Here is a 12,208-nt window from a genome sequence, read left to right on the forward strand (position 1 = left end):
TGAATGTCACATGCTAAAGATCGGTGAATTTTCGAAGCTGTCTCATCTGACAGTAAAGGCGCTCAGGTTTTATGAAAGAGAAGGCCTTCTGATACCGGTATCGATTGATTTCTGGACCGGATATCGTTTTTATGAAACCAGTCAGCTGGCAAGAGCGGCTCAGATCAAAGCGTATAGACAGCTTGGTCTATCCATAGATGAGATCAGAGACATTATGAATGGTAAGGATGCAAGAAAGATCTTTACCGAGAAAGCGAAAGCACTGCAGGAGCAAAGGGATGACATTGATATTCGCCTCTCCATAATCAATCACATATTGGAGGATGAAGAGATGAAATATCAGGTAACAGAAAAGACTATTCCGGAAATGATCGTTTATTATTCAGAAACTGTACTGGACAAGTATGAAGACAGTATGCAGTGGATTCCTGCTCAGGGAGCAGAGTGTATGAAGCTCAATCCGAATCTGAAATGTGCGGAGCCACCTTATGAATTTTGCGAGTATCTTGACGGAGAGCATAAGGAAACAGACATTCAAATCAGACATAACGAAGCTGTAACAGCCATGGGTGTTGAGAGTGACACTATCAAATTCAGACGGCTTCCTGAGACAAAGGTGATCAGTATCTTCCACAAAGGTGCATATGATCAGATTGGTGAGGCATACGCCTACATTATGAAATATGCAGAAGAAAATGGATTTGAGATTGCTGGTCTTGCAAGAGAATGTTATATTGATGGTATCTGGAACAAGGATAGCGTAGATGAATGGCTGACCGAGATCTAGTTACCAATTAAATAATCATTTATGAAAAAGGAGTTTGCTTTTTGACAATTAGCAGAACACTGGAGATTGTGGCATAACCGGGAGGTTTGCTGACAATCGCAAAACCTCCCGCTTTTCGAAAGCATTGAACGTCATCAATTTTCAGGAGGAAATAAATAATGAATACAAATGTCATTAACATTCGTTTAGAGAAAAAAAGAATATCGTGTAGTAGAAAACCTTGTAAGAGAATCATTTTGGAACGTGTATCGTCCGGGATGTCTGGAGCATTATGTGCTCAATCAATTGCGAGAGGATCCTGCGTTTATTCCAGAACTCGATTTCGTAATGGAGTTGGATGGAAAGATGATTGGACAGAATATGTTTATGAAGGCAGTGATCAAATCAGATGATGGAAGAGATGTTCCGATTATAACCATGGGTCCAATCTGTATCACACCAGAGCTTAAGAGAAAGGGCTATGGTAAAATCCTGTTGGATTATTCGCTTGAGAAGGTTGCCGCTATGGGATTTGGAGCTGTATGCTTCGAAGGAAACATTGATTTCTATGGAAAGAGCGGTTTTACGTATGCCAGTGAGTATGGTATTCGTTACCACGGATTACCAGAAGGTGAGGATGCATCTTTTTTTCTGTGCAAGGAGCTGATTCCCGGTTACCTGGATGGAATCACTGGAGAGTATGCTACACCGGAAGGCTATATGGTAGATGAAAATGAAGCCGAGAAGTATGACGCTACATTTCCTACCAAGGAAAAATTGAAGCTTCCAGGTCAGTTATTCTGATTTTCTGACGAACAAATCACAATTTTATAACGATAATCGTGGAAGGTGTTGTCTGATGGCGACACCTTCTTCTTTTGGCACAAAAAGTGCTTGCAGACCACGAACATATATTCTATAATGACCATATCGCAGGTGGAAACAACTTATTTCCGGTATAGATTTAGAATTAGAAAGAGAGGATCCTTTTATGAATACTAAGGATCCAGAACTAATGGACAGAATCAAAGAGTATATCAGTGGCTATTATAGGGAGTATAACGGCCTCATGCCTACCATCACGCAGATTTCCAATGCGATGGGTGTTGTCAGAAGCACTGCGTATAAGTATCTTGTGGCGATGGATAAGAAGGGCATGATTTCTTACCAGGATGGAAGGATATCCATTCCGGACATGGGCAAGATTATAGTTGAGTCCGAGCAGGTAGATGCTGTCGGTGCAATCAACTGTGGTGAACCCGCACTGGATGAGAACAATGAGAATACGCTGAAGCGTTATGCGGGAATCGACAAGGAATCCCGCAAGGTTGTTCTTGAGTATATGAACCAGGAAGTATATCCGGATAAGAAGATTCTGATCAGTTCGCTGATCTGTCAGGGAGTTCTAAGTCATGTGATCAAGGCGATATAAACTTTTTAAGGGAGGATTAGCCGATGAAACAGTATGATGTGAAGTGCCCTGTGTGTGGACATGTAAATCACAACCTCTTTTTGGAGGAAACTGACGGATGGATGGAATGCGAAGAATGCAGCTCCATGACCAGATTAAATCGATTCGGTGAAACAATCCGAATCCCCATAATCGCCGTGAATGGGCATTGCAAGCCTGCAGTGCTGCACGCATAAGAATATGGGAAAGTATACGATCTGGAGGTTGGTTATGTATGAGCAGAGTGAACGTCAGTGTAGAAAGCATTACTTATGCTGATGGCTCCATTGTCCCGAAGAAGATCTTCTGGGAGGATGGACGTACCTGGAATATTGACAGAGTCATCCATATGGCCGGACCGGTCAACAATGAGTTTGAAGGAATTCGCTACACCATTGCAATTGGGAGTGCGGTAAAAAATATATATCGGTTAGGATCAACCTGGTATGTGTATACCATTGAGGATCCGGACCAGACGGAGGTTGACTCAGCTTGAAACACTTTATTCCAAACAGAGAGCTTGATGAGCTCGGTACAGGAGTAGTTCTGACCTACATTAAAAAGTCAGGAATAGCAGGCCTTCCAAGGTGTGTGGATATTGAAGGCATTGCTAATTCAATGGGACTTAACGTTGTATATGAAACTTACGCAGAGGACGATTACGATAAAATCGGATTTCTGTCAGACGGAATTACACCTTTGAAGGTAAAAAGAGGAAACAAGATCGTTCCATTTCTTTTCCCTTTGGGAACAATCGTTGTGGAAGCTAATCTTCGAAAGGAAACAGAGAGCGGGAAACGCCGCTTTACCATCGCGCACGAGGTGGCACATTTCATTATTAATCGCCACAATCCAGTGCCCCAGTTCCAGCGGACATTCGACGCGGAGCGGGAGTATTCGTTAGCTGAGATGAAGAAGCATTTCAATCTGGCTGAAACGCAGGCTGACAAGCTTGCTGCAGCACTTCTGATGCCTTACTTTATTGTAGAAGCTGCATTGAAGGACTTTAACAATGGAAACAAGCTTAAGATCTATGGAGACAGTGTATTTGCTCCAAAGGATCGAATTATCATAAAGAAAATGGCAGCACAGATCGGAGTGTCCTTTTCAGCACTCCTGATCCGAATCAAACAGCTCGATATGGTTGAGTGCAGACCAATTGATGAGTATGTTGAGGCTACATTAATGACGGAGGTGATTGGTTGAATCAGGCAACATTAAGATTTAACCCAAAGTATCCGATTCCCTGTGAAGATATTCAGCGAAAGCTTCTATTATCTATGGAAGCTGCTGAGGAGGTTGGTTCCCGCGAAATGCGATGTCCAATCTGTGGCTTCAAGGTGACGGATGTACCACTGACTCAGACCGAGGTTGTCTATGTCAGATGTCGCAAGTGTAAATTTGAAGGACCCTTAAGTCCTGCATATTTCCGCAGGATGAAAAGAAAGAATTATGCTTATACCGGTCCGTATCAGAAAAGAGGCATGATTCGCTAACAATCAAATAAGAAACAAAATAACAATTACGAACTTTTAATCGAGCAAGCGGAGCCGGTCATTGATCGGATAATCTACCAAGCGCCGTACGAAGCAAGTCATTGAATAATGGGATAACCATATCCTTTTATTTGACTTATTTCGACGGCGCTTTTCTTTATGCTCAAAAATGCTTGTTTTGCTGCCAGCTCCAATATCGATTGCTTCGTACGGTCAGTAGAAGTCCTGATCCCGGCAAATGCTTGGGAAAGGACTTTTATGATCTACAAATACGAAAGAATCTGCAGAAACGAGAATTTAACAGAGGAGCACATCAAAAAGATTGACAACGGGCTCCACGCATTAACCCAGGCAAAATACAGAGAGGAACAGGCAAGAGAAAAATATGGCGTTGAGATTCTGTCTTCGGATGCAATGATGGGACCGGATGGAGAGGTTGGAAGCTTTGAGATGGCCGATCCTGATATGGATGTCGAGGAGATTGTAATGCACAAGCTGCAGCTGGAACGCCTGCATGAGGTGTTAGCTATGCTTGACGAGGAAGACAGCTGCTTCATCATAGAATACTTTGAAGGCAAGGGAGAAGGAAAATTTCTGGATGCACTCTGTGTCCGTTATGGACTTTCCAAAAAGCAGGCCAATACAAGAATGCACAAAATCGTAGAATTACTCCGAGAATTATTCTAAAAAGCAAAAAAAGTTTCATAAAAGTGGAGATGCAGTCAAAAAAACGTGACCACAGATTATATAGAGGGGTCAAGAACCTGGCAAGGTTTCCGGAGCTATCGTAGTGTGGATGCGAGAGCTTCCGGTTCCAGAAACAATAACTGAGAAAGAGGTACATAGAATGGAAAAATTAATTAGCCGAAAAGAGGCTGCAAAAATATTGGGAATCAGTGTTACAGCACTGGATCAGGCACGTAGCTGTGGTCATATCACCTATGTGCAGTATGTAGAAAATGGTTGTGTGTATTTTACAGAGAGAGCATTACAGGAATACGTTGCTCGCTGCACCCATCGTGCAAGACCTTTGGATAATAACCCAACCTACAGAAAGAGAAGAGTATAGAAATCGACAACATGGATAGAACTCCCGGCATATGTTAAATAATAATTACAGTGCTGGGAAGAATGGAGGGACGTAATGGCTAGAAGACGTCAGATTCCGAAATACGGAACAGTGGTGCATAACGGAGTGACTTATTATAGAACTAGAATTCGAGATGCAGGTGGAAAGAGAGTTGCTCTTTATGGGAAAACAAGGGAAGAACTTTATGATAAGGTAGAAGAAGCTAATCGACAGATCGAGGACAAGATCTTCAGGCAGAAGACACCAACAGTAAAAGAGTATGCTGAAAAATGGCTGTACATGCAGTCGGCCCATGTCAGATATACGACAATGTTAGATTACACGTCAAAGGTGAAAAACTATATCGTTCAGCCGCTGGGGCATATGTACATGGCAGATGTGACGCAGGATGATATCAAGATGGCTTTGGTGCCGGTTTCAAAGAAATCTGAATCGGTATATCATTCCGTGGTGATGCTGTTGAAGTGCATTTTCTATTCAGCAGAGGACAATCATTTAATCAGGGAAAATCCAACGAAGAGAATCCCTTCCAGGGGAGGCGTTCCGGAGAAGGAGAAACCGCCATTGACAGATGAGCAGGTGGAAATGCTTTTGGATGCGATCAAGGGTCTGCCACCTTATGTGTTTGTAATGCTGGGGCTTTATGCTGGACTTCGACGAGAAGAAATTCTGGGACTTAAATGGGATTGTGTGTTTCTTGATGAAGAGGTGCCGTATCTTTCTGTGAAAAGAGCCTGGCACACAGAGCGTAATCGTCCGGTTATTACAGAACAGCTGAAAACGAAGGCTGCAAAAAGAGATATTCCACTTCCAGATTGTCTGACTGAATGCTTAAGAGAAGCAAAGGAACAGTCGAAATCTGAGTTTGTGGTGTGTAATAGAGGTGGTGAGGCCCTTTCCTATACACAGTTTAGGAGAGTGTGGCAGTATATTGTGACACGATCAACCAAGGAGAGAACTTATGTGAGATATGTGAACGGTGAGAAAATCAAGCATACAGTTACGCCGGTGCTTGGAGAAAAGGCTAAGCATAACAACACGGTTGTATATACATTGGACTTTCAGGTGACACCGCATGAGCTGCGTCATACCTATATTACCAACCTGATCGCTGCATCTGTGGACCCGAAAACAGTGCAGTATCTGGCTGGTCATGAGAGCAGCAAAATCACAATGGACATATATGCAAAAGTGAAGTATAATAGACCAAAAGAGTTGTACGCTGTTGTGAATGGAGCATTCGAACAGAGACAACTCGGGTTATTAAAGACGGAATAGGCCCCTGGTTTGGGGTGAATCAAGGGGTGAAGAAATTAGCGAAATCGCTAAAAACCCCGAAAAATAGAGAAGAGGAACGTGAGGTCAGACAAAATACGGTTTTAGGTTTACCAGATAAATGGGATTAATCGGTATTTTACCTGTTGGGCATAGCGTACATAGCCGGGGAAAGAGGCCAGCAGCGATTGATCCTCATAATAGGTTCGCAGGATCAGCAGAAGGACTATGACCGCGGACACAATACCAGTGGCCCACCCAAAAATCATCCCGACAGTGACGGCCCAGAAGCTCATAAAGAGGTAGCCGGGATGTCTTACAAAACGGTAGGGACCACTGCTACAGACTACGGGCTGAGCATCCTTCAGCATCGGCGTGTCCGCTTCATAGTACTTGTTTGAAAGCAGCGCCCAGGACATCAGCAGGTTGGCGACAGCGCTGAGAACAAGTCCGGCAGCCACAACCGGCTGAGGTACCGAGGACCAATGGAACCGTGCTTCCAGCCCGGCAACGATGTAAATGCCGTAAAAAGACAAAGGACTGCAAAAATTGCGAAGGGTGATATCGCTCCCGGAAGCTTTCTCTGCATTTTTTTCTGGAAACGACAGAGCGGTTGGGTTGCGGTGTAACAGGACAGCCAGTGTGCCAGCCATGATAATCAGATATAAAATAAAATAGATCCAGCCGCGTATACAGCCCAGAGTCCCGGCTGCAACTAAAAAACAGGACAGGCTTAATATTTTTTGCAGCATTGCCAGGGCGGCAAAGCCAATGGTTTGTTTTTTCATAAAAAATTCTCCTGAAAGAAAAATTGGATTTTAAAAATGTTGTTATTATACCATATTTCAAGATCCTTATACAGTAGAGAAGGATGGTTTATCACTCTTTTAGTAGAAATGATTGATTTTTTTATCATAAAGTGTGATATACTAAAAATAAAAAGAGGTTTTAGCCATGGAACAGATTGAACAATTGCAGAAAATTATTGATGAGGGCAAAAGCATTGTATTTTTTGGCGGAGCGGGTGTCTCAACAGAAAGTGGGATTCCTGATTTTCGCAGCAGTAATGGTCTTTATATGCAGGAGTACCGCTATCCGCCTGAACAAGTGGTAAGCCACAGCTTTTTCGTAAACCATACAGAAGCCTTTTATGATTTTTATAAAAACAAAATGATGTTTTTGGACGCTAAGCCAAACGCTGCCCATATGAAGCTGGCAGAGCTTGAAAAATGTGGAAAGCTTAAAGCTGTGGTGACACAAAATATCGACGGTCTGCACCAGGCAGCAGGTAGCAGGACGGTTTATGAGCTGCACGGCAGTATTCATCGCAATTACTGTCAAAAATGTGGGAAGTTTTTTGACGCCGTCTATGTTATAAATGCGGATGGAGTGCCAAAATGCGACGCCTGCGGGGGAATGATCAAGCCAGACGTAGTGCTTTATGAAGAGGCTCTTGACTCAGATACTATCCAGAAAGCCGTGCAGGCAATCAGTGAGGCGGATACGCTGATTATCGGCGGAACATCTTTGGTCGTTTATCCGGCAGCCAGTTTTATTGACTATTTTAGAGGAAAGAATCTGGTGGTTATCAATAAGGACGCCACTGCCAGAGAATCAGAAGCTTCCCTGGCGATCCACGACGCCATTGGCAAGGTTATGGAGCAGATCAAAGTTGAATGCTGACGCTGACACAGAAAAGGAGGAGCTGCGTGCTTAGCTGCGCAGCTCCTCCTTTTCATTTACTATTTTCTGACGCTTGAAATTAAGACGGCTTTCTGAAAGAAACAAGCCGGCAATGGTTAGCCCAATGCCCAAAATAGCTGGCAGGGTAATGTGCTCATGAAGAATAATGACAGAGGTAACAACCGTAATGACCGGGACCATATAAATATATACACTGGTCTTGACTGGACCCAGGAGCTTAACGGCCAGGTTCCAGGTGACAAAGCAGAGCGCTGATGCGCCAAAGCCCAGGAATAAAATATTTGCTAGATTTTTAAACTCAATAAAAACCGAGAGATCCAGATGGAAACCAAAAATAAACAGGGCGGGAACCATAAAAAGCAGCCCATAGAAAAAGATTCTTCGGGTAGTCAGAATGGTTCCATAGCCAAAGCTGCTGATTTTTTTGGTGAAGGTTGAGTAACCAGCCCAGACGACAGCAGCGGTAATGGCCAGCAGATCACCTGCCGGGTTAAGCTGTACGGTATTGTCACCGCGGAAGCTGATCAGGCAGATGCCTGTAATCGCCACGATAAACCCGATGAAAAACCGCGGCCCGGGCCGTTCTCCATGAAGGAAAAAGTAATCAAACAGTGCGGTGAAAAAAGGCGCAATGGCAATGATTACCCCGACATTTGCCGCCAGAGTAAGGGTGAGGGCAAAATTTTCCAAAAGAAAGTAAAGCGTGACGCCGAGAAGACCGGCAGCCATAAAATAGAATTCCTGTCTGCGGTTGTCTAGCCTGAGGCCTTTGGGTGTGACCAGCCATAAAATCAGATAACCGAGAAAAAAGCGGCAAAACAGAATTTCAACAGGCGTAAGCACTCGCAGCAGCACTTTTGTGGCGATAAAGGTAGTTCCCCAGATGACAATGGTAAAAAAGGCAGCAATGTGGCCAAAGGATGTACTCTTAATGTTCGTGTTCATTGATAGAAGCCTCTTTCTTTGAATGCTTATCTGTCTGGAAGATTTTCTGGTATTGTCTGGGTGTCAGCCCAATGAAATCCTTAAAAAAACGGGAAAAGTGGCTCTGGTCAGAAAAGCCAGTCATGGCAGCGGTGTCAATGGGCGGTATACCCTGTTCCAGCAGCTTTTTAGCCCGCTCAATACGAATTGACTGAAGATAACGGTATGGGGAGACGCCAACCTGTTTTGTGAACAGCAGCAAAAAATAAGACTTGCTGAGCCCGGCAAGAGCCGTTAAATCGTCCAGGGAAATATTGTCAGAAAAGTGATCCTCCATATAGGCACAGACGGCTTTGATTTTATTATCAGGCTCGGCGGTGCTGCTCTGTTCAAAGGGGGAACTGTATTCACGAAAAATTTGTTCCAAAAGCAGAAAGAAAGCCTCCTCCTTTTCAAAGCGTGATGAAATCTCGACAATCCCTGTATAAAGATCATTTAAGGCAGAGGTAATGTCACTCTGATAGACGACGTTTTGGGTAAAAAACGGTGTGTAGGGCTGGCCGGTAACCTCGTGAGCAGCGCTTTTCATGATATCAGCAGGAATATTGACAGCTCTGTAGTCCAGGATTTCTCCGTTCCTTGGGGAACAACGGTGGCTGTCTCTTGGATTAAAGAGCACCAGATCACCGGCGCTCAGGTCATACTCCCGATCTCTGCACCACAGATGCCGTCGTCCGCCTTCTACAAAGCCGATAACGTAATAATCATGAAAATGATTGGGAAATGGCTGTACAATTCCAGTCAGATGGTATGCTTCAATTTTCAGATCTGTATCATAGTAAACATGCCGCTGTTCTTGTTCAAATGTCATGTAATTGCCTCTCTTTCTGGTTTTATTTTAGCAGAAGTGCTGGCTTGTGTCTTGTATGATCTTCCAGGTGAAAGATAAAATTTTAAGAAAAAGAATAGAAAAAGCCATAAACAGGACCCTGGAATTGAAAAGTTTGGAGTTTATCTGCTGCCGGATGCGTTTATGCCACTGTTAACAGTGACTCAATCGTTCTGGAAGATTTTGCGCGATCTCATCATCTTTTTAAATTTATAAATGTTTAAATACTGTTGATCAGGGTATATAAACATTGCAATATCATACCAAACCCTTATCTTTGATAATCTCGGACAACCAAAAAGGCCGCTGTTGCTTTTCCGCATCAGCGGTCTTTTTGTAGTTAAAGAAAAAAATTTTCCGTATCGTAAAGGCTTATGTTATAATTTTGAAAGATTAACAAAAACTAACGGGTCTGCTGATTAATGGTAAATGGCCCTAAAGGGAGAATAAAATGGATAAAAACCAACTGGTTAAACAGCCTGTTCCAAAGCTGTTCTTTCACTATCTGCTTCCGGCGGTCAGTGGGACGATGGTAACTTCTATTTATATTTTAGCCGATACAATTATTATAGGAAAAGGTATCGGCACAGAAGCAATGGCTGCCTTAAACATTGTTCTGCCTGTCTTTAACCTTGTTTTTGGAACCGGCCTGTTGTTTGGTGTGGGCGGCTCTGTGCTGATGTCGATCAGCCGGGGGCGGGGAGAAGAGAAAAAGGGACAGCAGTATTTTACCACTGCCTTTATCCTTAATCTGCTGGCAGGGATTGTTTATATATCGCTTTTCTTTGCCTTTGGGGAAAACATCATGCTTTTCTTAGGTGGAACCGCTGTTACCATGCCATACATCATGGAATATGCCCCTTATATTGCAGGTGGTGCACTGATCTTTAGCTTTTCATCATTTTTACAGGCCTTTGTCCGAAATGATGGTGCGCCCAGGCGTGCAATGGCGGCTGTTATCGCGGGCGGTGTGTTTAATATTATCTTTGATATACTGCTGGTTTTTCCCTTTCAGATGGGAATGTCCGGCGCTGCACTGGCCAGCGTTATGGGATCTGTATTAACAGATTGTATCCTGATTTCGCATTTCTTTTCCAGGCAAAACGGGCTGCGGTTTTGTTTTGGAGGGCTGAGATTATCTTTTTTCAAAGCTGTTTTTGCCAATGGCTTTACCAGCTTTCTGATTGAAATTTCAGCTGGTATTGTTATTTTCGCGTTTAACCATCAGCTTTTACGCTATGTGGGAGAGATTGGCGTCAGTGCTTATGGTGTTATTACAAATACGGCCTTTGTGGTCACCGCTTTAAGTAATGGTGTCAGCCAGGCAGCTCAGCCAATTTTGTCAACCAATTATGGCGCTGGAAAGTTTGACCGTATCTACGAAGTGCGGGCTCTGGGGGTGAGGACAGCTCTAGCCGTTTGTGCTTTGCCGGCGCTTCTTGGGCTTTTGATGCCGGATCTGTTTACCTATATTTTTTTAAACCCCTCACCGGAAGTACTGGCGCTGTCTGCAACGGCCATACGCATTTATTTTATTGGTTTTTTTGTTACAGGAACCAACATGTTCATTATCAATTATTTTCAGGCAGTTGTACGGCCGAGGATTTCTTTAGGCCTGTGTCTGTTTAGAGGCTGTGTTTTCAATTTGTTTTTAGTCACTGTGCTGCCGCTTTTATGGGGTGTGACAGGCATCTGGATGGCAGTACCCTTAACAGAGTTTATCTCGCTTGGAATAGGTGTACTCTTGATAAAAAGAATTTCCATTGAACAGTAAAAAAGATTGAAAAAGAAAAGGCCTGAGCAGAAAGCCAGGCCTTTAAATTAGAATAAGCCGATTTTTACATCGACATCATATTCTTTTTTTAGTTCATCGACACGATCAAGGAAAGCGCGGTTTTGTTTTTGCCCAAGAAGATACTGGCGGGCGCTCTCCTTTACCACATCGTAAGGAATAGTTTCAGAGGTTTTGCTGTCGGTCACCTTAATGATGTGCCAGCCAAAGTCTGTTTTTACAGGTTCATCGCTCATTTCGCCAACCTTCATAGCAAAGGCGGCATTTTCAAATTGTGGTACCATCTTTCCTTTTGAGAAATAACTCAAATCGCCGCCCTGTTCTCTTGACGGGCAGACAGAGTAAGCTTTTGCGGCTTCTTCAAAGGTTTTGCCTCCATCCTTGATTTCCTTAATAATATCAATGGCCTGCTGTTCAGATGGCAGTAAAATATGGCTGGCGCGGATGCTGTCCGGTGCGATGAACTGTTTGGGGTTTTCATCATAAAACTTTTTAACCTCTTCATCGCTGACTTCTACATTTTTCATGAATTTGGCAATCATATGCGATTTCAGCAGCTTTTCTTTTGCATCCTCAACCAGAGCGAGATACTCTTCAGATTCGTCCTCGTGATCTTTCTTCCCTTCCAGATAGAAAAGTTCCTGAGCAACAAGCTCCTCGAGTAATTTTCTGCGCCCTTCCTTTGTACGGAACTGGCCCTGCTGCTCCTGAGGTAATTGTTGTATTAAAGCTTCCAGGTCGGTATTGTAAATTTCTTTACCTTCGACCACTGCTACGACTTGTTTTTCCATTTAGAAAATCTCCTTCTATTAATAGTCATTA

Annotated in this window: 14 protein-coding genes; 10 read left to right on the top strand and 4 right to left on the bottom strand. The window is 43.4% G+C overall.

The features are described 5' to 3' along the window. Window positions 1-10: 10 nt before the first annotated feature. The 8 genes from FYJ53_RS16555 (at window position 11) to FYJ53_RS16590 (ending at window position 6,080) form a co-directional block, all read left to right on the top strand. Window positions 11-787, top strand: coding sequence for a MerR family transcriptional regulator (locus FYJ53_RS16555; protein ID WP_013381083.1), 777 nt, complete (start codon window positions 11-13; stop codon window positions 785-787). 345 nt (window positions 788-1,132) lie between these two features. Beyond that, window positions 1,133-1,570, top strand: a complete 438-nt coding sequence (locus FYJ53_RS16560) for a GNAT family N-acetyltransferase (RefSeq protein WP_238054404.1) — start codon at window positions 1,133-1,135, stop codon at window positions 1,568-1,570. A gap of 187 nt (window positions 1,571-1,757) precedes the next feature. Beyond that, window positions 1,758-2,198 (top strand): LexA family transcriptional regulator, encoded by a 441-nt coding sequence (locus FYJ53_RS16565; protein ID WP_013381081.1) that lies wholly within the window; start codon window positions 1,758-1,760, stop codon window positions 2,196-2,198. Between the two features lie 253 nt (window positions 2,199-2,451). Further along, window positions 2,452-2,712: a hypothetical protein gene (locus tag FYJ53_RS16570; RefSeq protein WP_013381079.1), complete on the top strand. Its 261-nt coding sequence runs from the start codon at window positions 2,452-2,454 to the stop codon at window positions 2,710-2,712. Continuing rightward, a complete protein-coding gene (locus tag FYJ53_RS16575; RefSeq protein ID WP_013381078.1) occupies window positions 2,709-3,422 on the top strand; it encodes an ImmA/IrrE family metallo-endopeptidase in 714 nt (237 codons plus the stop codon). The genes FYJ53_RS16570 and FYJ53_RS16575 overlap by 4 nt, the downstream gene beginning before the upstream one ends. Window positions 3,423-3,970: 548 nt before the next feature. After that, the gene (locus tag FYJ53_RS16580) at window positions 3,971-4,399 is read left to right on the top strand and encodes a hypothetical protein (protein WP_013381076.1); all 429 of its coding nucleotides are present in this window, start codon (window positions 3,971-3,973) and stop codon (window positions 4,397-4,399) included. Window positions 4,400-4,559: 160 nt separating this feature from the next. Continuing rightward, on the top strand, window positions 4,560-4,781 hold the full coding sequence (locus FYJ53_RS16585; protein WP_013381075.1) for a hypothetical protein: 222 nt from the start codon (window positions 4,560-4,562) through the stop codon (window positions 4,779-4,781). 75 nt (window positions 4,782-4,856) lie between these two features. Continuing rightward, window positions 4,857-6,080, top strand: a complete 1,224-nt coding sequence (locus tag FYJ53_RS16590) for a site-specific integrase (protein WP_013381074.1) — start codon at window positions 4,857-4,859, stop codon at window positions 6,078-6,080. A gap of 107 nt (window positions 6,081-6,187) precedes the next feature. Here FYJ53_RS16590 and FYJ53_RS16595 read toward each other — a convergent pair whose 3' ends face one another. Beyond that, window positions 6,188-6,865 (bottom strand): isoprenylcysteine carboxylmethyltransferase family protein, encoded by a 678-nt coding sequence (locus tag FYJ53_RS16595; protein ID WP_013381073.1) that lies wholly within the window; start codon window positions 6,863-6,865, stop codon window positions 6,188-6,190. Window positions 6,866-7,031: 166 nt separating this feature from the next. Here FYJ53_RS16595 and FYJ53_RS16600 point away from each other — a divergent pair, with 166 nt between their 5' ends. Next, complete coding sequence (locus FYJ53_RS16600; protein ID WP_013381072.1) at window positions 7,032-7,760, top strand: NAD-dependent protein deacylase; 729 nt, start codon at window positions 7,032-7,034, stop codon at window positions 7,758-7,760. A gap of 30 nt (window positions 7,761-7,790) precedes the next feature. On the opposite strand, the gene FYJ53_RS16605 is transcribed toward FYJ53_RS16600, so the two are convergent. Then, a complete protein-coding gene (locus FYJ53_RS16605; RefSeq protein ID WP_013381071.1) occupies window positions 7,791-8,726 on the bottom strand; it encodes a DMT family transporter in 936 nt (311 codons plus the stop codon). Further along, entirely contained in the window at window positions 8,710-9,576 is an 867-nt protein-coding gene (locus FYJ53_RS16610) for an AraC family transcriptional regulator (RefSeq protein WP_148429218.1), read from the bottom strand. The genes FYJ53_RS16605 and FYJ53_RS16610 overlap by 17 nt, the downstream gene beginning before the upstream one ends. Window positions 9,577-10,045: 469 nt before the next feature. Between FYJ53_RS16610 and FYJ53_RS16615 the strand changes: the two genes are divergently transcribed. Beyond that, window positions 10,046-11,368, top strand: coding sequence for an MATE family efflux transporter (locus tag FYJ53_RS16615; RefSeq protein WP_148429216.1), 1,323 nt, complete (start codon window positions 10,046-10,048; stop codon window positions 11,366-11,368). 47 nt (window positions 11,369-11,415) lie between these two features. Here FYJ53_RS16615 and FYJ53_RS16620 read toward each other — a convergent pair whose 3' ends face one another. Next, complete coding sequence (locus FYJ53_RS16620) at window positions 11,416-12,177, bottom strand: peptidylprolyl isomerase (protein ID WP_038351261.1); 762 nt, start codon at window positions 12,175-12,177, stop codon at window positions 11,416-11,418. Between the last annotated feature and the right edge of the window lie 31 nt (window positions 12,178-12,208).

Source organism: Eubacterium sp. BL-380-WT-2B (assembly GCF_009696115.1).
Classification (GTDB): domain Bacteria; phylum Bacillota; class Clostridia; order Eubacteriales; family Eubacteriaceae; genus Eubacterium; species Eubacterium callanderi.